Source organism: Streptomyces virginiae (assembly GCF_041432505.1).
Taxonomy (GTDB): Bacteria; Actinomycetota; Actinomycetes; order Streptomycetales; family Streptomycetaceae; genus Streptomyces; species Streptomyces virginiae_A.
The window spans coordinates 2,067,272-2,087,884 of record NZ_CP107871.1; the positions used below are offsets into that span (position 1 = coordinate 2,067,272).

At 72.8% G+C, this 20,613-nt stretch carries 20 protein-coding genes; 3 read left to right on the forward strand and 17 right to left on the reverse strand.

The annotated features are described in order from the left end of the window. Window positions 1-225 precede the first annotated feature (225 nt). The 8 genes from OG624_RS09745 to infC form a co-directional block, all read right to left on the reverse strand. The gene (locus OG624_RS09745) at window positions 226-1,263 is read right to left on the reverse strand and encodes a PP2C family protein-serine/threonine phosphatase (RefSeq protein ID WP_078909413.1); all 1,038 of its coding nucleotides are present in this window, start codon (window positions 1,261-1,263) and stop codon (window positions 226-228) included. Window positions 1,264-1,399: 136 nt separating this feature from the next. Beyond that, window positions 1,400-3,928 (reverse strand): phenylalanine--tRNA ligase subunit beta, encoded by a 2,529-nt coding sequence (pheT, locus tag OG624_RS09750; RefSeq protein ID WP_033222487.1) that lies wholly within the window; start codon window positions 3,926-3,928, stop codon window positions 1,400-1,402. Beyond that, window positions 3,928-5,055 carry a phenylalanine--tRNA ligase subunit alpha gene (pheS, locus tag OG624_RS09755; RefSeq protein ID WP_033222485.1) on the reverse strand — a complete coding sequence of 376 codons (1,128 nt, stop codon included), beginning with the start codon at window positions 5,053-5,055 and terminating at the stop codon, window positions 3,928-3,930. The genes pheT and pheS overlap by 1 nt, the downstream gene beginning before the upstream one ends. Window positions 5,056-5,208: 153 nt before the next feature. Next, window positions 5,209-6,393: a sensor histidine kinase gene (locus tag OG624_RS09760; protein WP_371594594.1), complete on the reverse strand. Its 1,185-nt coding sequence runs from the start codon at window positions 6,391-6,393 to the stop codon at window positions 5,209-5,211. Between the two features lie 110 nt (window positions 6,394-6,503). Beyond that, window positions 6,504-7,364 carry a TrmH family RNA methyltransferase gene (locus tag OG624_RS09765; RefSeq protein WP_033222481.1) on the reverse strand — a complete coding sequence of 287 codons (861 nt, stop codon included), beginning with the start codon at window positions 7,362-7,364 and terminating at the stop codon, window positions 6,504-6,506. Window positions 7,365-7,538: 174 nt separating this feature from the next. Next, window positions 7,539-7,925 carry a 50S ribosomal protein L20 gene (gene rplT, locus OG624_RS09770; RefSeq protein WP_007263143.1) on the reverse strand — a complete coding sequence of 129 codons (387 nt, stop codon included), beginning with the start codon at window positions 7,923-7,925 and terminating at the stop codon, window positions 7,539-7,541. Window positions 7,926-8,023: 98 nt separating this feature from the next. Then, window positions 8,024-8,218, reverse strand: coding sequence for a 50S ribosomal protein L35 (gene rpmI / locus OG624_RS09775; RefSeq protein ID WP_033222478.1), 195 nt, complete (start codon window positions 8,216-8,218; stop codon window positions 8,024-8,026). A 102-nt stretch (window positions 8,219-8,320) separates the two neighbouring features. Continuing rightward, window positions 8,321-9,055, reverse strand: coding sequence for a translation initiation factor IF-3 (gene infC / locus OG624_RS09780; RefSeq protein WP_033222476.1), 735 nt, complete (start codon window positions 9,053-9,055; stop codon window positions 8,321-8,323). A gap of 325 nt (window positions 9,056-9,380) precedes the next feature. Between infC and OG624_RS09785 the strand changes: the two genes are divergently transcribed. Then, window positions 9,381-9,758 (forward strand): DUF1844 domain-containing protein, encoded by a 378-nt coding sequence (locus OG624_RS09785; RefSeq protein ID WP_030012387.1) that lies wholly within the window; start codon window positions 9,381-9,383, stop codon window positions 9,756-9,758. A 96-nt stretch (window positions 9,759-9,854) separates the two neighbouring features. On the opposite strand, the gene OG624_RS09790 is transcribed toward OG624_RS09785, so the two are convergent. From OG624_RS09790 to OG624_RS09805, 4 genes are read right to left on the reverse strand one after another with little or no spacing between them, the layout of a single operon-like run. Further along, window positions 9,855-10,196: a hypothetical protein gene (locus tag OG624_RS09790; protein WP_244290848.1), complete on the reverse strand. Its 342-nt coding sequence runs from the start codon at window positions 10,194-10,196 to the stop codon at window positions 9,855-9,857. Between the two features lie 13 nt (window positions 10,197-10,209). After that, window positions 10,210-10,950, reverse strand: a complete 741-nt coding sequence (locus OG624_RS09795) for an SseB family protein (protein ID WP_033222628.1) — start codon at window positions 10,948-10,950, stop codon at window positions 10,210-10,212. A 21-nt stretch (window positions 10,951-10,971) separates the two neighbouring features. Then, window positions 10,972-12,174 (reverse strand): type VII secretion-associated serine protease mycosin, encoded by a 1,203-nt coding sequence (gene mycP / locus OG624_RS09800; protein ID WP_033222474.1) that lies wholly within the window; start codon window positions 12,172-12,174, stop codon window positions 10,972-10,974. Further along, complete coding sequence (locus tag OG624_RS09805) at window positions 12,171-12,974, reverse strand: hypothetical protein (protein WP_371639316.1); 804 nt, start codon at window positions 12,972-12,974, stop codon at window positions 12,171-12,173. The genes mycP and OG624_RS09805 overlap by 4 nt, the downstream gene beginning before the upstream one ends. Window positions 12,975-13,156: 182 nt before the next feature. Here OG624_RS09805 and OG624_RS09810 point away from each other — a divergent pair, with 182 nt between their 5' ends. Continuing rightward, window positions 13,157-14,359, forward strand: coding sequence for an amino acid deaminase/aldolase (locus tag OG624_RS09810; protein WP_033222472.1), 1,203 nt, complete (start codon window positions 13,157-13,159; stop codon window positions 14,357-14,359). Between the two features lie 21 nt (window positions 14,360-14,380). Here the strand turns inward: OG624_RS09810 and OG624_RS09815 are convergent, their stop codons facing one another. From OG624_RS09815 to OG624_RS09835, 5 genes are all read right to left on the reverse strand, one after another. Continuing rightward, window positions 14,381-14,728 carry a VOC family protein gene (locus tag OG624_RS09815; RefSeq protein WP_033222625.1) on the reverse strand — a complete coding sequence of 116 codons (348 nt, stop codon included), beginning with the start codon at window positions 14,726-14,728 and terminating at the stop codon, window positions 14,381-14,383. A gap of 89 nt (window positions 14,729-14,817) precedes the next feature. Continuing rightward, window positions 14,818-16,107 carry a haloacid dehalogenase-like hydrolase gene (locus tag OG624_RS09820; RefSeq protein WP_371639317.1) on the reverse strand — a complete coding sequence of 430 codons (1,290 nt, stop codon included), beginning with the start codon at window positions 16,105-16,107 and terminating at the stop codon, window positions 14,818-14,820. A gap of 89 nt (window positions 16,108-16,196) precedes the next feature. Further along, window positions 16,197-16,982, reverse strand: coding sequence for a 3-oxoacyl-ACP reductase (locus OG624_RS09825; RefSeq protein ID WP_161291742.1), 786 nt, complete (start codon window positions 16,980-16,982; stop codon window positions 16,197-16,199). Between the two features lie 5 nt (window positions 16,983-16,987). Next, window positions 16,988-18,334 carry an aldehyde dehydrogenase family protein gene (locus tag OG624_RS09830; protein ID WP_244290847.1) on the reverse strand — a complete coding sequence of 449 codons (1,347 nt, stop codon included), beginning with the start codon at window positions 18,332-18,334 and terminating at the stop codon, window positions 16,988-16,990. A gap of 70 nt (window positions 18,335-18,404) precedes the next feature. Continuing rightward, on the reverse strand, window positions 18,405-19,769 hold the full coding sequence (locus OG624_RS09835; RefSeq protein WP_371639318.1) for a glutamine synthetase family protein: 1,365 nt from the start codon (window positions 19,767-19,769) through the stop codon (window positions 18,405-18,407). 77 nt (window positions 19,770-19,846) lie between these two features. Here OG624_RS09835 and OG624_RS09840 point away from each other — a divergent pair, with 77 nt between their 5' ends. Beyond that, the gene (locus OG624_RS09840; RefSeq protein ID WP_033222463.1) at window positions 19,847-20,593 is read left to right on the forward strand and encodes a FadR/GntR family transcriptional regulator; all 747 of its coding nucleotides are present in this window, start codon (window positions 19,847-19,849) and stop codon (window positions 20,591-20,593) included. Window positions 20,594-20,613: the final 20 nt, after the last annotated feature.

The window sequence follows — 20,613 nt, forward strand, 5'->3', positions numbered from 1 at the left end:
CTCGGGTCGTCGGCTCCCCCTCGTACAGTGCGACGACCCGTCACCGCGCCGCCCGTTCTGCTGTCTGCCCGACACTCCATGGCAGGCGGGCGGCGCGTTCCGGCCCCGCCGGCGCCCGGTTGGTCGCCGCGCCCCGGCAGGGGTCGGGTCGAGAGCGCGCGCCGGGCTCATCCACCGGGCCCGGCGCGCGTGTCCGGGGCCGGCGCGCGTGTCCGGGGCCGGTGGTCAGGACCGGTCGTTGCGGAGCACCAGCAGGGCGACGTCGTCGGTGAGCCGCCCGCCGGTGTGCCGGAGCAGGGCGGCGTGCACGCCCGCCACCAGCCGCGTGGGCGTCGCCGCCGCCTCCCGCGCGAGGAAGCCCGGCAGATCGAAGAACCGCCCGGCCCGGTCGCGGGCGTCCTCGGCTCCGTCGGTGTACAGGAACAGCGTCTCCCCCGGCCGGAGTTCCCCGCAGGCGTGCGGCCACATGTCCACCGGCACGGGCACCACCCCGAGCGGCGGTAAGGTCTCGCCCCGGGGCAGCGGCAGTACCCGCGTAGGCCGCCGCGCCGGATGATCCGGCCCCGCCGGAGTTCGAGGCGCGGGGTCCGGGGCGGCGCCCCGGCTGCGCGGAGCGCAGTGCTCCAGGACCGCCGCCGGGCGCAGCACGTACGGCCACGGGTGACCGCAGTTCAGCGCCAGCAGGACACCGTCCGGTGCGATCTGCAGGAGCAGGACCGTCACGAACTCCTCCGCCGCCGCGGGCTCCGACTCGGCCCGGTCCCGGACATGGCGGCCCAGTGCCCGTTCCATCCGCCGCAGCACACCGGCCAGGGACGGTTCGTCGTACGCCCCCTCGCGGAAGGCCCCGAGCACCGCGGCGGCCGCGCCCAGGGCGGGCAGCCCGTGGCCCCGTACGTCCCCGATCACCACCCGGATCCCGTACGCCGTCGGCACGACCTCGTACAGGTCCCCGCCCACCGCAGCGCCCCGGCTCGCCGAGAGCTGCGCCGCGGCCGGCGTCAGGCCGTCGATCCGCCCCGGCAGCGGCCGCAGCAACGCCCGCTGCGTGGCGCCCGCGATCTCCTGCGCGCGGCGCAGCTCACCCAGCAGCTCACGCCGGATGTGCAGCGCGCATCCGGTGGCCAGCAGCAGGAACGCCGCGCAGGTGGCCAGGCTCGGGACCAACCGCCCCGGCGTGGACAGCTCCCAGGACACCGCGGCCCCGGCCCAGGCCAGGACGCACACCCGGCGCACCAGGGGCATCTCCCCACGCGTGATCATCCGTAGGACTCCCCTCCGGCCGGATCGATTGTGTCGACCGACCGGCGCCCCGGACACGGGCCGTCGGGGTTCTCACCCGAACGAGTGAGGGGCAGGTCCGGTGGTCCGGACCTGCCCCTCACACGGTGCGAAGCGACTACGCGCCCCGGAGCACCGCCCCGGTCCGCTCGCCCGCCAGGGCCACCGCCGCGTCGCGCGCGGCCGTGGACTCCTCGGCGGTCAGCGTCCGGTCGGCCGCGCGGAAGCGCAGCGCGTAGGCCAGGGACTTCTTGCCCTCGCCGACCTGCTCACCGGTGAACACGTCGAACAGCCGCAGCGATTCGAGGAGTTCGCCCGCGCCCTTGCGCAGCGCGGCCTCCACCGAGGACGCCGGGACCGACGCGTCGACGATCAGCGCCACGTCCTGGGTCGCCACCGGGAAGGAGGAGATCCGCGGAGCCTGGAGGGCCTCGCCACCGGCCGCCGCGAGGCGGTCCAGGTCGATCTCCATCGCGCTGGTACGGGCCGGCAGGCCCATCGCCTTGACCACGCGCGGGTGCAGCTCACCGGCGTGACCGATGACCTGCTCCACCCCGCGGAGGGTGACGACCAGCTCGGCACAGCGGCCCGGGTGCCAGGGGCCGTACTGGCCCTGGCGGACCACCAGCTCGGTGCCGGCCTCGACGGCCAGCGCGCGGGCGGCCTGGACCGCGTCCGCCCAGTCGGCCGGACGGCCCTTGCCCCACCAGCCGGCCTGCTCGCGCGCACCGGCCAGCACGACCGCGGCGTACCGCGGCTGCGCGGGCAGGGCCGCGTTCAGGGTGGCGATCTCCTCGTCCGTGGGACGCCGGTCGACGGGCAGCCGTACGGCGACACCCGGCTGGGCGGCGGCCCGGAAGACCGAACCGGTCTCGAAGAGCGCGAGGTCGTGGCTGCCCCGACTGTCGTTGCGGCGCAGCGCGCCGAGCAGACCCGGCAGCAGCGTGGTGCGCAGCGCCGGCTCCTCGTCGGAGATCGGGTTGACCAGCTTGACGACCTGGCGGGCGATGTCGTGCGCCGGGAGCTGGAGCTGGTCGAAGACGCCCTCACCGATGAAGGGGTAGCTGAGCGCCTCGACGTAGCCCGCGCCGGCCAGGGCGCGGCCGACCCGGCGGTGCAGCTGCTGCCGGGCGGTCAGACCGCGGCCGGAGGGCACCTGCGGGAGGGTCGAGGGGAGGTTCCCGTAGCCCTCCAGCCGGATGACCTCTTCGGCGAGGTCGTTGGGCGCGGCGAGGTCGGGCCGCCACGAGGGGACGGTGACGACGAGCTCGTCCTGGCCGTAGACGTCGCAGCCGATCTCCTGGAGCCGGCGCACGACGGTCTCGCGGCCGTACTCCATGCCCGCCACCCGGTCCGGGTGGTCCGCGGGCATGGCGATGGTGCGGGGCGCGCCCGGGGCGAGGACCTCGGTGACACCCGCCTCGGCGGTGCCGCCCGCGAGGAGCACGAGCAGGTCGACGGTCCGCTGCGCGGCCGCGGCGGCGGCCTGCGGGTCGACGCCCCGCTCGAAGCGCTTGGAGGCCTCGGAGGACAGCTTCAGGCGCCGGGCGGTGCGCGAGATCGACACGGAGTCGAAGTGCGCGGCCTCGATGACGACGTCCGTGGTCCCCGTGACCTGGCCGGTCTCCGGGTCGGTGACGGAGTCGGCGATCTCGGTGTTGGCGCCGCCCATGACACCGGCGAGCCCGATCGGGCCGCTGTTGTCGGTGATCACCAGGTCCTCGGCGTCGAGCGTGCGCTTGACCCCGTCGAGGGTGGTGAACTTCTCGCCCTGCTCGGCACGGCGGACACCGATGGTGCCGTCGATGCTGGAGCGGTCGTAGGCGTGCAGCGGCTGGCCGAGCTCGAGCATCACGTAGTTGGTGATGTCCACGGCGAGCGAGATCGGGCGCATGCCCGCCTTCTGCAGGCGGCGGGTCAGCCAGATCGGGGAGCGCGCGTCGGGGTCGAGACCGGTGACCGTGCGGGCGGTGAAGCGGTCGCAGCCGGCCGGGTCGTCGACCTTGACCGGGTAGCCGTACGAGTTCGGCTGGGGCACGTCGAGCAGCGCCGGGTCGCGCAGCGGCAGGCCGAAGGCGGTGGCCGCCTCACGGGCGACACCGCGCATGGACATGCAGTAGCCGCGGTCCGGGGTGATGTCGATGTCGAGGACCTCGTCGACGAGCTGGAGCAGCTCGATCGCGTCGGTACCGACCTCGTGCTCGTGCGGCAGCACGATGATGCCGTGCGTGCCGTCGTCGCCCATGCCCAGCTCGTCGCCGGAGCAGATCATGCCGTGCGAGGTGCGGCCGTAGGTCTTGCGCGCGGCGATCGCGAAGTCGCCGGGCAGGACCGCGCCGGGCAGCACGACGACGACCTTGTCGCCGACGGCGAAGTTCCGGGCGCCGCAGACGATCTCCTGCGGCTCACCGGTGCCGTTGGCGGAGCCGACGTCGACGGTGCAGAAGCGGATCGGCTTGCGGAAGCCCTCCAGCTCCTCGATGGTCAGCACCTGACCGACGACGAGCGGGCCCTTGAGGCCGCCGCCGAGCTGCTCGACGGTCTCGACCTCGAGGCCGGCGTCGACCAGCTTGGCCGCCACGTCGCGGCCGGTTTCACCCGCGGGGAGATCGACGTACTCCCGCAGCCAGGAAAGCGGGACGCGCATCAGATCTCACTCCCGAACGGCCGGGTGAAGCGAACGTCACCCTCGACCATGTCTCGCATGTCTTCGACGTTGTGGCGGAACATCAGCATCCGTTCGATGCCGAACCCGAAGGCGAACCCGCTGTACTTCTCGGGGTCGACACCGCAGGCGACGAGCACCTTGGGGTTGACCATGCCGCAGCCGCCGAGCTCGATCCAGCCCTCGCTGGAGCAGGTACGGCACGGGCGGTCGGGGTTGCCCACCGACTCGCCGCGACACACGTAGCACTGCATGTCCATCTCGGCGGACGGCTCGGTGAAGGGGAAGAAGTGCGGGCGCAGCCGCGTGGTGGTGCCCTCGCCGAAGAGCTCCTGGACCATGTGGTCCATGGTGCCCTTGAGGTCCGCCATGGTCAGGCCCTCGTCCACGGCCAGCAGCTCGACCTGGTGGAAGACGGGGGTGTGCGTCGCGTCGAGCTCGTCGGTGCGGTACACCCGGCCCGGGCAGACGATGTAGACGGGGGGCTTGCGCTCCAGCAGCGAGCGCGCCTGCACCGGGGAGGTGTGGGTGCGCAGCACGACACCGGACTCGTCGCCCTGGGTGCCCTCGGGGCCCCGGACGAAGAAGGTGTCCTGCATCTGCCGCGCCGGGTGGTCGGGCGTGAAGTTGAGGGCGTCGAAGTTGAACCACTCCGCCTCGACCTCGGGGCCCTCGGCGACCTCGTACCCCATGGCCACGAAGATGTCCGCGATGCGGTCCATCAGCGTGGTCAGGGGGTGCCGGGCGCCGGCGGGCACGCGGTCGTAGGGCAGCGTGACGTCCACGGCCTCCTCGACCAGCACCCGCTCGTCGCGCTCCGCCTCGAGCGCGACCGTGCGGGCCCCGAAGGCCTTGTTCACGGCGCCGCGGGCCTGTCCCACGCGCTTGCCCGCCTCGGCCTTGGCCTGGGGGGGCAGCGCGCCGATCTCGCGGTTGGCGAGCGCCAGGGGCGAGCGGTCGCCCATGTGCGCGGTCTTCGCCTCACGCAGCGCGTCGAGGTCGCCGGCGGACGCGAAGGCGGCGAGCGCCTCGTCCCGCATGCGCTCGATCTCTTCCGGTTTCAGTGCCTCGACCTCGACAGGGTCGTACGACTTGTTCGGTGCCGACATCTCTTCCCGTACTTCCGATGGCTGGCTGGTTGGGTCCCCCGCGCGACGCGCAGGACGCGCTCGGCACAAGGACGCAAAGGTGCCAAAGGTCGAGTCTAAAGGTCGCTGGGGGTGAAGGAGCCCGTGGGCCGCCTGCCGAGACGCTCCGCAGGACTACTGCGTGAGGTACGCGGGCGCGCTCACGGGCAGGATAAATCGGAACTCGGCGCCGCCGCCGGGGCCGCGGCCGACCGTGATGGTCCCGCCGTGGGCCTCCACGATGCCCTTGACGATGTACAGGCCCAGGCCGGTGCCGCCGCGCTTGCTCCCCCGCCAGAAGCGGGTGAAGACGCGGCCCATCGACTCCTCGGGGATCCCGGGGCCTTCGTCGGTCACGGTGACGGCGGTTCCCTTCTCATGTGGCGACACCTCGATGGTGACCGTTCCCTCGCCGTGGCGCACCGCATTTTCCAGGAGGTTGCCGAGGATCTGGTCGATCTTGTCGGGATCGGCCCACAGATCGGGGAGCGGACGGCTGACGCTCACGAGGAACCGCTCGGGGTCCTGCCCGTTCGCGGTGAGCGCCTGGACGTGCCGGCCGACGGCGGTGGCGATGTCGACGGGCTGGCGGCGTACCTCCAGGCGGCCGGAGTCGATGCGGGAGATGTCGAGCAGCTCGGCGATCAGCCGGGTGACGCGGTTGGCGTCGGCGTCGACGGTCTCCAGCATCAGCCGCTTCTGGTCGTCGGTGAACCGCTCCCACTTGGCGAGCAGGGTCGCCGTGAAGCCCTTGACCGAGGTCAGGGGGGATCGCAGCTCGTGCGCGACGGTGGCGATCAGCTCGGCGTGGCTGCGCTCGGTGCGCCGGCGGGCCTCGGTGCCGCGCAGGGTGACCACGAGGCGGCGCAGCGGGCCGGTGGGGTGCGTACGGACGTAGCTGGCGGAGACCAGCACCTCACGGCCGCCGGGAAGCAGCAGGTTCCGCTCGGGCTGTCCGCGGCGGGTGGCGAGGCCTCCGTACGGGTCGGTCAGCGCCCACCAGCGGCGACCTTCGAGGTCCTCCAGCGGGAGCGCCCGCTCGATGGGTGTGCCGAGCGCCTGGGCGGGGTCGGTCGCGGTCATCCGGGCGGCGGCCCGGTTGAAGCAGATCACGCGCCCGGTGGCGTCGGCGACGACGAGCCCGTCGGGCAGGCAGTCGGGGTCGATCCCGAAGCCGAGCGCGTCACCGGGGGCGCCGCCGCCCAGGACGGCCCCGCGGGCCGTGCCCTGCGGCGGTACGCCGCGCAGCGCCTCGGAGGCGCGTGCGGGGGGCACCGCGTCGACGGGCCCGCCCGTACGGGCGCAGGGGCCGACGGGCATCGACGGACCGGCCGTCGTGCCGGCCCCCGGCGAGTTGTTCGTACCGACGGTCATGTCCCCGTACCCCACATCTCCGAGTAGCGCAGTGGGCCCCCCGGGCCGCCACATTACTAGCTGGGGGTCACAGAGCGGCACCCTCCGGGCGCCCGCTGTGCACGCGCGGACGCGTAGAGGCACACGGCGGCGGCCGTCGCGAGGTTCAGGCTCTCGGCCTTTCCGTGGATCGGGACCCGTACGACGGCGTCCGCCAGGGCCCTGGTCTCCTCGGGCAGACCCCAGGCCTCGTTGCCGAAGACCCAGGCGGAGGGCCCGCCCATGGTGCCCGCGTCCAGCTCGGCGTCGAGGTCGTCCTCGCCCGCGCCGTCGGCCGCCAGGATCCGTACGCCCGCCGCCCGCAGGCCCTCGACGGCCTGCTCGACCGGGACGCCGACGGCGACCGGGAGGTGGAAGAGGGAGCCCACGGAGGCCCGTACCGACTTGGGGTTGTAGAGGTCCACGGAGGCGTCGGTCAGCACCACCGCGTCGGCGCCGGCGGCGTCCGCGCAGCGCAGCACCGTACCGGCGTTGCCGGGGTCGCGGACGTGCGCGAGGACGGCGACGAGCTTGGGGCGGGCGGCCAGGATCTCCTCGAACGGGGAGTCCAGGAAGTGGCAGACCCCGACCAGGCCCTGGGGGGTGACGGTCTGGGAGACCTCGGCGAGCACCTCGTCCGAGGCGTGGTGGACACGGGCCCCCGCGTCCAGGGCGGCCTCGATGATCCCGGAGTAGCGCTCGGCGGCCTCGACGGTGGCGAACAGCTCGATCAGGGTCGACCGGCCCGTGGGTCCGCGGTGCTCGACGGCCTCGCGGACGGCCTGCGGGCCCTCGGCGATGAAGCGGCGCTCCTTGGTGCGGAAGTTGCGCCGCGCCAGACGCCTGGCGGCGGCCACCCGCGTGGATCGGGGGGAGATCAGCTCGTCGGGGTGACCCATGGTGTGTGCGGTTCTCTCTCGGGTTCCGGGCGGGACGGCCCGCGGGGGTGCGGGACGGGGCGGGGCGGCCCGCGGGGTGCGGACGGTGCGCGGGGCGGGAAAGCACACGGACCCGCAGGCGAATGCCTGCGGGTCCGTGGGGGCCGGCCCTGTGCGAGCGGGGCCGGCTAGCCCTTAGGCAGCGGCCTTGGGGGCGTTGACGTCGGCCGGAAGCGCCTTCTGCGCGACCTCGACGAGCGCGGCGAACGCGTTGGCGTCGTTGACGGCCAGCTCCGCGAGGATCTTGCGGTCCACCTCGATGTTGGCGGCCTTCAGACCCTGGATGAGGCGGTTGTACGTCATGCCGTTCTGGCGGGCAGCGGCGTTGATGCGCTGGATCCACAGCTGACGGAAGTCGCCCTTGCGCTTCTTGCGGTCGTTGAAGTTGTAGACCAGCGAGTGGGTGACCTGCTCCTTGGCCTTGCGGTACAGGCGCGAACGCTGACCGCGGTAGCCGGAGGCCGCCTCGAGGATCGCCCGGCGCTTCTTGTGGGCGTTTACTGCCCGCTTGACGCGTGCCACTTTTTAACTCCTTGTAGCGGGGCCGTGGGTGTCTTCACACGGCCCGAATTCGATGGGGTCCCGGTCCGACGTCCGCTCCCTGTCGGGAGCGGAGGACGTCAGATGCCGAGAAGCTTCTTGATCTTCGCGGCGTCGCCGGGAGCCATCTCCGCGGTGCCGGTCAGGCGCCGGGTGAGGCGGGACGACTTGCGCTCGAGCAGGTGGCGCTTGCCGGCACGCTCGCGGAGCACCTTGCCGGAGCCGGTGACCTTGAAGCGCTTCTTGGTACCGCTGTGCGTCTTGTTCTTCGGCATGGCGCCGTTATCTCCTCGTCGGTGGCGCTCCCGCCGGTCCTGGGGGACCGGCTGACGGGAGCGTCATGTTGTGTCGGTGATCCGAGACAGGCTGCCTCGGAATCAGGCCTCGGCGTTCGCCTCGTCGGCCGGCGCCTCGTCGGCAGCGGCCTCGGTGGCCTCGGCAGAGGCGACCTCGGTGGTGTCATCGACCTCGACGGCGGCGTCCTCGGAAGGAGCCTCGTCTTCGGTGTGGGCGACACCCTGGCGCTCCGCCTTGCGGGCGGCCTGCGCCTCGCGGGCTTCGGCCATCGCCTCGGTCTTCTTCTTGTGCGGACCGAGGACCATGATCATGTTTCGGCCGTCCTGCTTCGGGTTCGACTCGATGAACCCGAGGTCCTCGACGTCCGAGGCGAGACGCTGCAGCAGTCGGTAGCCGAGTTCCGGCCGGGACTGCTCGCGACCACGGAACATGATCGTGATCTTGACCTTGTCGCCCTGCTTGAGGAACCGAACGACGTGACCCTTCTTGGTGTCATAGTCGTGCGGGTCGATCTTCGGCCGGAGCTTCATTTCCTTGATGACCGTGTGCGCCTGGTTCTTGCGCGCCTCACGGGCCTTCATGGCCGACTCGTACTTGAACTTGCCGTAGTCCATGAGCTTGCAGACCGGCGGGCGTGCGGACGCCGCGACCTCGACCAGGTCGAGGTCGTACTCCTGCGCGAGCTCGAGCGCCTTGGCAAGCGGCACGATGCCGACCTGCTCGCCGCTGGGACCGACAAGCCGTACCTCGGGAACGCGAATCCGGTCGTTGATGCGGGGCTCGGTGCTGATGGATCCTCCTCGGTAGCACCACACGGCTGCCTGGCAGACAGCCGCTGACGTGTATTTCCGTCAGACCGACCGCGGCGGGAGAATCAAAAAAGCCCCGCCGGGCACAGGCAGGGGCTCCAAAACAACCGGAACACCGTCGCGTGCGAACCGCGGGGCGTAGACTCGGGCAGCTTTCCATCGTCCGTACGGAACGATGGATGCCGCCTGACCGGTGACCCGCCGCCCCGGAGGGCAGTCAGGTGGGAGAACGGAGCCTCCACTTGTGGGCCGGGCACAGAAGTGTCCGGCCGGTCGAAGTACATACTAGCACCCGCGCCGCAAGCCCGCCGCACGGCATATCGTGGGGCGCATGACTGACGCGACACCCCCCACCGAGCCCACTGCCGACGGCGCCCCCGACTACGACACCATGACCCGCGACATCGCGGACGTGCCCGCCGTCGAGGTGATCACCACGGTGGCCGTGCACCTGCTGAGCGCCGCGGCGGTCAACCTGGGCCTGGACAAGCCGGACTCCGAGCACAAGGACCTCGACGAGGCCCGCAAGCTGATCACGGCCCTGGCCGGCCTGGTCACCGCGAGCGCCACCGAGATCAGCTCCTTCCACGCCGCCCCGCTGCGCGACGGCCTGAAGTCGCTGCAGCTGGCCTTCCGCGAGGCCTCGATCGTCCCGGACGAGCCGGGCCAGGGGCCGGGCGAGAAGTTCACGGGCCCCGTCTTCGGCTGAGTCCGCACGCGAACGAACATGTGACGACGGCCGGTGCGCCCCTCTCGGGGTGCACCGGCCGTCGTCATGTCCGGGGTCCGCGCGATCGCGCTGCGATCAGGGCCGCGGGTCGAGCAGGTCGGCCCGGCGCAGCAGCTCCTCGGCCTGCTCGTCCCAGTCCGGGCCGAAGGCGAGGAGGTCGTGCGCGGCCGCGCGCAGCAGGGCCGCGTCGTGCGGGCGCTGCAGGCAGACCATGCGGTAGGCGAGGTTGCGGGCGTACGGCGGCAGACCCGGCCAGTGCTCGCCGATCACCTCGCGGAGCGCCGCGAGCAGCTCGTCGGGGTCCGCGAAGGTGACGGCCTCGACGAACTGCAGGATCGCCCCCATGCATTCCTGCGCGGTCGCATCCGGCCGGTACTCGGGGACGGCCTGACGCATCCGGGCCGTCAGATCGCTCACGGCACTCCCCCGGTCAGCGGGTGAAGAGGGGCTCGCCGGGCGGGGCCGGGGCGTCCGACGGGAGCAGCGCCAGGTCCAGGCCGCGGACCAGCCGGGCCCGCAGGGTGGTGTCCGCCGCCAGCGCCTCGGCGACGCGCCGGGCCGCCGCGGGCGCCTGCGCGTCCTCGGCCAACACGATCGCCAGGGTGCCGTCGCAGTCGCCGCCGCCCGGGACGAGGTGGGCGCGCAGCACGGCCGGCTCGGCGGACACGGCGGCCCGTACGGCCTCCCGTACGGCGGGGTCGGCCGAGGGGCCCGCGTCGGTGCGGCCCTCGGCGAGCGCGAGCAGCGCGGAGCCGGTCAGCTGGTAGGTGACGGGACCGGCCAGGTCCAGCACGAGGGTGTCGGCCTTCTCGTGCGCGGCCGCCGCCAGTGCCTGGTGCAGCGGGACGGCCACCGGCCGGGCCGCGGGGTCCCAGAGCGCGAGCGAGGCGATCGAGGTGAAGGCGGGCAGGGCCCGCCGGTCTCCCGCCCGCAGGGTCGGGACGGCCATGTCGCTGGTCTTCTCGCGCTTCAGGCCCGTCTCCGGGTCGGTCTCCACCTCGCCGAGGACGGCGACCACCGGGACGAGCAGACGGGCGCCCTTGAGCGCGGCCAGCACCTCCGGCTCCTTGGCCCGGTCCTCGGACCAGGCGGCCAGGGCCGCGGTCAGCCGGGGATCGGCGGAGCCGTCGTCGTCGGAGAAGCCCGGGTCGGGAATGTTCTTGTTCGCCATGTTCGCCACAGTTACCCGACCCTACTGTGCCGGGTACGGGTCCTGGTCGCGGCCCCGGGTGCCCCGGCGCGGGCGCCTGGCCAGTACGGCGGCCAGGACGAGCAGCACCGCCCCCGCGACGGCCGCCACCGGGGCCCGCAGGCGGGCGCCGCGCTCGGGCGGGCGGACCGGTTCGGGGCCGGGGCCGAAATAGGTGCTCCCGGCCGCCGCCGGCGCGGGCACCGGGGCCTCGGGGCGCACCTCGTCCGCGGCCTGGAGGGCGGCGACGGGATCGACCAGCCCGTGACCGCGGGCGTCGTCGCGGCCGCCGGCCGGGGAGTCGGAGGCGGTCTCCTCCAGCAGCTTCTTCACCTGGGCCGGGGTCAGGTCCGGGTGCGCGGCCAGGAGGAGGGCCACGGAGCCGGAGACGAAGGCCGCCGCGGCGCTGGTGCCCCAGCCCTCGTAGTAGGAGCGGTCCGGGTCGGCGATGACGACGTCCACGCCAGGGGCGGCGACGGTCGCGTACCAGTTGCGGGTCGAGAACTTGGCCTTCCTGCCACGCCGGTCGACGGCGGTGACGGCGATGACCCCGGGATAGGCGGCCGGGTAGGAGACGCGGTCGCCCGCCTCCCCGCCGTTGCCCGCGGAGGCCACGACGACCACGCCCTTGGCGAGGGCGTACTGGACGGCCTCGTCCTCCCCCGCCTCGTGGTGGGCGGAGTCGCTGTCGTCGCCGAGCGACAGGTTGATCACGTCGGCGCCGTGGTCCGCGGCCCAGCGGATGCCCTCGGCGAGGGCTCCGCCCTTGCTGTCGCGGGCCTGGGCGCGGCCCGGGTCGCCCTCTTCGAGGATCACCCGGACGGGCAGGATCCGAGCCTGCGGGGCGATGCCGAGGACGCCTTGGCCGCGGCTGGGGCCGTGGCCGTGCCCGGCGATGATGCTCGCCATGGCGGTTCCGTGGCGGGCCCAGGCGCGGTCGCCGGGGCCGGCGCCCATGCCGATGAGGTCCGTGCCGGCCAGGACCTGACCGGAAAGGTCGGGATGGGATTCGTCGACGCCGGTGTCGAGGACGGCGACGGTCACTCCGGCGCCCCGGGTGGTGCCCCAGGCCTCCTCGGCGCGCAGGGTCAGCAGGCCCCACTGGCGGTCGCGGATGGTGTCGGCGGCGGCGGGGGTCGCGGTGGCGGACACCAGGAGGGTCGCGGCGAGCAGCGCGGCGGCGGCCCCGGAGGCCCGGCGGATCATCGGGTGGGCTCCGGGGTGGGTGCGGCGGCGGTCGGTGCGGGCGGCGCGGCGAGGACGGTGAGGCCGCTGCCGACGCGGTCGGCGAGTGCCCGGGCCTCGTGGCCGAGGCCTGCCCGGGCGGCGGCTCCGGTGGCGTCCTTCTTCATCAGGTCCTCGGCGGGGCGGGGTGCGTCCGGGCGACGGCCGTCGGCGAAGGCGGAGACGGTGTAGACGACGACGGGCGCCTGCGGGGGTACGAAGGTGGCCCAGGCGGCGCGCTGCGCGTCGGTGAACCCGTAGGCGGGCGGGGCGGGGAGCCGCGCCTTGAGGGCGGTCATCGTGGGGGCGTCGGCGGGGGTGAAGACCATGCCGACGGTGATCAGGGAGCTGCGGGTGGCGTCGGTGTAGGTGGCGCGCAGCACGCGGGTGCAGCCGGCGGCGGCCAACAGGGCCTGCCAGTCGGCGGCGAGGGCGGCCGAGCAGTCGGCGTCGGGGGCGAGCGCGATCCGGGTCCAGGTGCGGTCGGCGCCGCCGGGGCCGGCGGAGGGGCCGGTCAGGACGGGCGGGAACAGGCTGTCGACGGGGGCGGCGCGCCACAGCGACCCGGCCTTGCGGTAGGCGGCGTCGGCGGGGAGGGGGCGGGCGGCGGCGCGGTGTTCGGCCCAGGTGGTGAGGGCGGCTCCGCCGACGAGGCCGCTGCCGAGGAGGGCGCAGAGCGTGGCGGCGAGGACCCGTACGGGGTGGCGGCGGGGATGCGCGTGCGTGGGCTGGGGCGGGTCGGGCTCGCCCAGGATCTCGGTCCGCGGTGTCGTCGTGGTCATCCGGCGGCTCCGCCCCCCGTTCCGTACGGCTGCCTCCCCGTACTCTACGGCGTCACCGCCGCCCGACGCCCCCGGGTGCCCGCACAAGGCCCTTCCCCGAACCACCCCCGCCACCGGGGCCGATCCAGCCCCATGGGGGCGACCTCTACCCACCGGTAGAGACCTCTGGCAAGCTGCCGCCCATGAACTCCGCCGCCACCGACCGCGCCCGGTACGACCGGGCGACCGCGCACCTGGACGCGCCGCTGGCCATCGTGGATCTCGACGCCTTCGACGCCAACGCCGACGACCTCGTCCGCCGCGCCGCCGGCAAGCCGGTCCGGGTCGCGAGCAAGTCGGTCCGGTGCCGTGCGCTGCTGGAACGGGTCCTCGCCCGCCCCGGGTTCGCCGGGATCATGTCGTACACCCTCGCCGAGTCGCTCTGGCTGGCCCGGTCCGGGTTCGAGGACGTGCTCCTCGCCTATCCCTCCGCCGATCGGGCCGGCTTCGGCGAGCTCGCGAGCGACGCCAAGCTCGCCGGCGCGGTCACCGTGATGGTGGACGACGCCGCGCAGCTGGACCTGATCGACGCCGCCCGGGACGGGGGCGCCGAGGAGATCCGGGTCTGTCTGGAGCTGGACACGTCCCTGCGGTTGCTCGGCGGCCGGGTACGGATCGGGGCCCGCCGCTCCCCGCTGCGTGAGCCCGCGCAACTGGCCGAGCTGGCCAGGGCGGTGGCCGCGCGGCCCGGGTTCCGTGTCGTGGGGCTGATGGCGTACGAGGGTCATGTCGCCGGTGTCGGGGACTCGCTGGCGGGTCGCCCGCTGCGGTCCCGGACGATCCGGCTGATGCAGGGCGCGGCCCGCAAGGAGCTGGCGGCGCGGCGGGCCGAGGTGGTGCGGGCGGTGCGGGCCGTCGTACCGGATCTGGAGTTCGTCAACGGCGGCGGTACCGGCAGCGTGCAGCAGACGGCCGCCGAGGACGCGGTGACCGAGATCGCGGCGGGTTCGGGCCTGTACATGCCCCGGCTGTTCGACAACTACACGTCGTTCAGCGGGCGTCCGGCGGCTCTCTTCGCGCAGCCCGTGGTGCGCCGGCCCGGGGTGGGTGTGGTGACGGTGCTCGGGGGCGGCTATCCGGCCTCCGGCGCGGCCGGGGTGGACCGGCTGCCGGTGCCGTACCTGCCCCAGGGTCTGCGCTACGACCCCCAGGAGGGTGCGGGCGAGGTGCAGACCCCGCTGTTGGGGAGCCCGGCCGACGATCTGCTGATCGGCGACCGGGTCTGGTTCCGGCACGCGAAGGCGGGCGAACTGTGCGAGCGGTTCGACACCTTGCACCTGATCGAGGGCGATCGGGTCACCGAGAGCGTCCCGACCTACCGCGGCGAGGGGCGGACCTTCCTCTGACGGGTGTCGCGAAGAGGGCCGTCACCGATGGCCCAGGACGTTGACCACCCGGCCGCTGGGATCGCGGACGAAGAACCGCCTCACGCCCCACTCCTCGTCCTGCAAGGGGTGCACGATCTCCGCACCGCTCTCCCGCATGACCGCATAGGCCGCATCCACGTCGTCCACCTCGACGCTCATGTCGGGGGCGACGGGCGCGGTCTTGTCACTGGTCATGACACTGATCTGCGCTGCCGGGCTGGAGGGGGAGGCGAGCGTCATGATCCAGCCGTGGTTCATGACCTCCTCGAAGCCCAGCAGGCCGTAGAACTCCCGGCTCTCCTGCGCGGCCTCCGACCGGATGTTGGGCACGACACGGCGAACGGCCATCGACGACTCCATGTGAGAACGAGCGTGTCCCTGTGTCCCCAGGAGTACTACGCGACGTCCACCACCGCACGCACTTTCGCGACACGCCCTCAGACACCCCCTTCGTACACGGAGTCGGTCTGGTCGGGGACGACGCTGCCGTCGCCCCGCAGGACCGGGCCCTTGGTGCCGTCGTGGTCGACGTAGCCGGTCGTCGCGCACGGGTAGGGGTCGGTCCTGCGCTTCTTGGGCTCGATGAACATGGGGTTGACGATCCAGCGGCCGTCGCTGTTGTCGTACGCCCGGCACATGAGCTCGTTCTTGTTGCGGTTCACGACGAGCCGTAGGGCGGTGGCGTCGCGCAGGAAGGAGATGTCGGTGTCGGAGTCGCCGGCGGCGAACACCTGGCGGCGGGCGGCGGGCTGGACCCGCTCGGCGGCCGCGCCGTGTACGCCGAAGATCTCCTTGTTGATCCAGCAGCGTTTGCCGTCGATGTAGGTGATCATCGTGTCGGCGCCGTCCCGGACGGATCCGCAGCCCTGGAGGTGGGTGGTGAACTTCCCGCCGTGGGTGGTGGTGTTGCGGATGCCGATGACGTGGTCGGCCTCGATGCCGGCGCCTTGGGCCCAGACCTCGACCACGGGCTGCGGGGAGGCGGAGCTGATCCAGACGTCGAAGCCGGCCTTCCGCAGCCCCTTGATCAGGTCCTTCTGCTGGTCGTAGTAGCGGACCCAGCCGGTGGCGGTGGTCGTGGTGCCGACCTGTTGCGTGGCGCCGACGGGCGCGGCGAGGTTCTCGGCGCGGGCGGCGGCGGCGAAGTCGCGGATCTCGCGGGCGGTCCAGCCGTGTGTCAGCTGGGCCAGCCAGGCGTACGAGGGTTCGGTGGTGCGGCGGTCCCAGCCGGTGAAGGCGGGGGCTCCGGCGCGGGTCGCGGCGGTGCCGTAGACGGCGTTGATCTCGTCGGCGCAGGCCGCTCCGGCGGGGGTTCCGGTGGGCAGGGGGGTGCCGGGGCGGGCGAGTGCGTCGCAGGCGTCGGCCAGGGCCTTCGTGGCGGCGGGGGTGAGGTGGCGGCTGGTGGTGGACCAGTCACCGGCGGCGGGCCTGCGGATGCGGCCGTTGCGCAGGAGCCAGAACATGGTGGCGTCGCCGACGTCGTTCTTGACGACGGTGTTGTCCCAGTCGAAGACGGCGACGGGCTTGGCACGGCCGGGCCGGTACGGGCCGCAGGCTCCGTACCGGTCGATGAGCTGCTGGAGGCGGCTGCGGTTGTCGCCGTACCAGCCGGAGCCGATGGTGACCGGGGGACAGGGTGCGTGCGCTGCCTCGGCGGGTGGGGCCGCCAGGAGGCCGGATCCGGTGACCACCACGAGTGCGAGGGGGGCTGCCCAGGTTCTGTGCATGCTGCTCCTTCGAGGTTCGGGGACAGCCCGAAGGGGCCGGCCGGGCACCTCGCGGTGCCCGGCCGGCCGGGATGCGGTGGTGGCGGGGCCTACAGCGGGGTCACGTACGCGCCGGAGATTCCGCCGTCGACGAGGAAGTCGGTGGCGTTGATGAAGGAGGAGTCGTCGCTGGCGAGGAAGGCGACGGCGGCGGCGATCTCGGTGGGTTCGGCGAAGCGGCCCAGCGGGATGTGGACGAGGCGGCGGGCGGCACGCTCGGGGTCCTTGGCGAACAGTTCCTGCAGCAGCGGAGTGTTCACGGGCCCCGGGCACAGGGCGTTGACGCGGATGCCTTCGCGGGCGAACTGCACGCCGAGCTCGCGGGACATGGCGAGCACCCCGCCCTTGGAGGCGGTGTAGGAGATCTGGGAGGTGGCGGCGCCCATGATGGCGACGAAGGAGGCGGTGTTGATGATGGAGCCGCGGCCCTGGCGCTGCATGTAGGGCAGGGCGGCCTTGCAGCACAGGTAGACGGAGGTGAGGTTGACGTCCTGGACGCGCTTCCAGGCCTCCAGGCCGGTGGTCAGGATGGAGTCGTCGTCCGGGGGTGAGATGCCCGCGTTGTTGAAGGCGATGTCCACGGAGCCGTAGGTGTCGAAGGCCGTCTTGAACAGCGCCTCGACCTCCTCGGGGCTGGTGACGTCGACCTTGACGAAGGTGCCGCCGACCTCTTCGGCCGCGGCCTTGCCGGCGGTCTCGTCGATGTCGGCGCAGACGACGTCGGCGCCCTCGGAGGCCAGGCGGCGGGCGGTGGCGAGGCCGATGCCGCTGCCGGCTCCGGTGATGACGGCGGTACGGCCGACCAGGCGGCGGCAGACGATCTCTTCGTTGGACATGTGCTTCAGGCCTCCGTGCTGATGAAGACGTTCTTGGTCTCGGTGAAAGCGGTGAGGGCGTCGGGTCCGAGCTCGCGGCCGAGTCCGGACTGCTTGTAGCCGCCGAAGGGGGTCCAGTAGCGGACGCTGCTGTGGGAGTTGACGGACAGGTTGCCGGCGGCGACGGCGCGCGAGACGCGCAGCGCGCGTCCGATGTCGCGGGTCCAGAGGGAGCCGGAGAGGCCGTATTCGGTGGCGTTGGCCAGGCGTACGGCGTCCTCCTCGTCCTCGAAGGGCAGGACGACGGCGACCGGTCCGAAGACCTCCTCGGCGGCGACGGGCGCGGTGGGGGCGACGTCCGTGACGAGGGTGGGCGGGTACCAGAAGCCGGGGCCCTCGGGGGCGGTGCCGCGGATCGCGGTGAGGTCGTCGGTGACGAAGGACCGTACGCGGTCCAGCTGGGTCCGTGAGATCAGCGGGCCCATCTGTGTCTTCTCGTCGAGCGGGTCGCCGACGGTCACGGCCGCGATGCCGGGGGCGACGAGCTCCAGGAAGCGGTCGTAGGCGGAGCGCTGGACGAGGATCCGGGTGCGGGCGCAGCAGTCCTGGCCGGTGTTGTCGAGGAAGGCCATGGGGGCGGCTGCGGCCGCGGCTTCGAGGTCGGCGTCGGCGAAGACGATGTTGGGGCTCTTGCCGCCGAGTTCGAGGGTGACGCGCTTCACCCGGTCGGCGCACTTGGCCATGATCTGCTTGCCGACGCGGGTGGACCCGGTGAAGACGATCTTCGCGACGCCGGGGTGTTCGACGAGCGCGTCGCCGGTGACGTCTCCGCGGCCGGGGAGCACCTGGAAGAGGTGTTCGGGGATCCCGGCCTCGAGGGCGAGTTCGGCGAGGCGCAGCGCGGTCAGGGGGGTGGTCTCGGCGGGCTTGAGGATGACGGCGTTGCCGGCGGCGAGGGCGGGGGCCAGGCCCCAGGCGGCGATCGGCATGGGGAAATTCCACGGGGCGATCACGCCGATGACGCCGAGGGGTTCGAGGAAGGTGATGTCGATGCCGCCGGCGACGGGGATCTGACGGCCGGAGAGGCGTTCCACTCCCCCGGCGGCGAAGTCGAGGAGGTCGCGTACGTTGCCGGCTTCCCAGCGGGCGTTGCCGATGGTGTGGCCGGCTTCGCGGACCTCCAGCTGGGCCAGTTCCTCGATGTGGCCGTCGACGACCGCGGCGAAGCGGCGCAGCAGCCGGGCCCGGTCGGCGGGGGCGGCCGCCGCCCAGGCGCGCTGGGCCGTGGCGGCCCGGGCGACGGCGGCGTCGACATCGTCCCGTGTGGCGGCCGGGACGATGGCGACGGTTTCCTCGGTGGCCGGATTCAACACTCTTAGATTGAAGGGGGCCGGCGCATCGGACACGTGGTGCCTCACAGTTTCGTTCGGTGGTGTGCGGTGGCTACAGGCGTTCGAAGGAGCGGCGCAGCTCCCAGTCGGTCACTGCGGAGTCGTAGGCGTCGAGTTCCACGCGGGCCATGTTCCGGTAGTGCGCGACCACTTCGGGGCCGAAGGCGGCCTTGGCGATCTCGCTGTTCTCCCAGAGCTCGGCGGCCTCGCGCAGGGTGGTGGGGACGTGCGCGAAGTCGGCCGTGTACGCGTTCCCACCGCAGGCCTCGGGCAGTTCCAGGCGGTGCTCGATGCCGTACAGCCCGGCCGCGACCAGGCCGGCGACGGCGAGGTAGGGGTTGACGTCGCCGCCGGGGAGGCGGTTCTCGAAGCGCATGGAGCGGCCGTGGCCGACCACGCGCAGGGCGCAGGTCCGGTTGTCCACGCCCCAGGCGACGGCGGTCGGCGCGAAGGATCCCGGCCGGAAACGCTTGTACGAATTGATGTTGGGGGCGTAGAGAAGGGAGAAGTCGCGCAGCGCGGCCAGCTGGCCGGCCAGGAAGTGCCGCATCACCGGTGACATTCCGCCCGGGCCGTCCCCGGCCATCGCGTTGCGTCCGTCGGCGTCGGCCAGCGAGAGGTGGATATGACAGGAGTTGCCCTCACGCTCGTCGAACTTCGCCATGAAGGTGAGCGAGACGCCTTCCTGGGAGGCGATCTCCTTGGCTCCGGTCTTGTAGACGGAGTGCTGGTCGCAGGTGGTGAGCGCCTCGTCGTAGCGGAAGGCGATCTCGTGCTGGCCGAGGTTGCACTCCCCCTTGGCCGACTCGACGATCAGGCCCGCGGCCTGCATCTCGTTGCGGATCCGGCGCAGCAGGGGTTCGATGCGGCCGGTCCCGAGGACGGAGTAGTCGATGTTGTACTGGTTGGCCGGGGTCAGGTCGCGGTAGCCCGAGTTCCAGGCCTGCTCGTAGGTGTCCTGGAAGACCATGAACTCCAGCTCGGTGCCGACCATCGCGGTGTACCCGGCCTCGGCGAGGCGTTCCAGCTGGCGGCGCAGGATCTGCCGGGGTGCGGCGACGACGGGCGAGCCGTCGTTCCAGGCGAGGTCGGCCAGCACGAAGGCACTGCCGGGGTTCCAGGGGATGCGGCGCAGGGTGGCGAGGTCGGGGTGCATGGCGAAGTCGCCGTAGCCCCGGTCCCAGGAGGACATCTCGTAACCGTCGACGGTGTTCATGTCGGTATCGACGGCGAGGAGGTAGTTGCAGCCCTCGGTACCGTGCTCGAGGACCTCGTCGAGGAAGAACTGTGCGGCGAACCGCTTGCCCTGGAGCCGCCCCTGCATGTCGGGGAAGGCCAGGACGACTGTGTCGATCTCACCGCTGGCGACGAGGGAGCGGAGCTCCTCGGGCGCGAGCGGCGGCTTGCGGTCTACCACTGGAATCTCTCCTTCGGTGAGCCGAGGAGGCCTAAGGTATTGAATAGAACCATTGCTTGGGAAGGGGAGGAGCCGAGATGACCGATACGGCGAGCGAAGGCGACGCCATCGCGCGACTGAATCCCGTACTGCGGCAGGTGCGGGCGGGCAACGGTTTCGAGGAAGCGCTGGAGCAGATCCTGCAGGTGGTGCGGCTGGGTCTGGTGCCCGGCGGCGAACGGCTGCCGCCCGAGCGCGAGCTGGCCGAACGGATGGGGATCAGCCGCGTCACCCTGCGCGAGGTGCTGAAGGTGCTGCAGGACCAAGGGCTGGTGGAGGCCCGGCGCGGGCGGTACGGCGGAACGTTCGTGCTGCCCCGGCCCGACACCCCGGCCGGTGGCGCCGAGGAGGAACTGCGCCGGCGTGTCGCGGGGGTGGACATCGAGGACGTCCTGCGATTCCGCGAGGTCCTGGAGGTGGGGGCGGCCGGACTGTGCGCCTCCCAGGGCCTGACCGAGGAGGGCACCGAACGACTGCTCGGCGCTCTGACCGCCACCCATGACGCCCCGCTCGCCGACTATCGCCGCCAGGACACGCTCTTCCACCTGACCCTGTGCGAACTGGCCGGATCCGCCACCCTGACGGCCCAGTACGCGGCCGTCCGGGCCGGCGTGAACGACCTGCTGGACTGCATCCCGCTGCTCGTACGCAACCTGGAGCACTCCCAGCAGCAGCACAGCACGCTGGTCGAGGCGGTGCTGGCGGGCGACGCGAGCAAGGCCCGGGAGACCATGCGCGAGCACTGCTGCGGCACGGCGGCGCTGCTGCGGGGCTTCCTGGCCTGAGCCGCGCCCGGGGGCGGCCC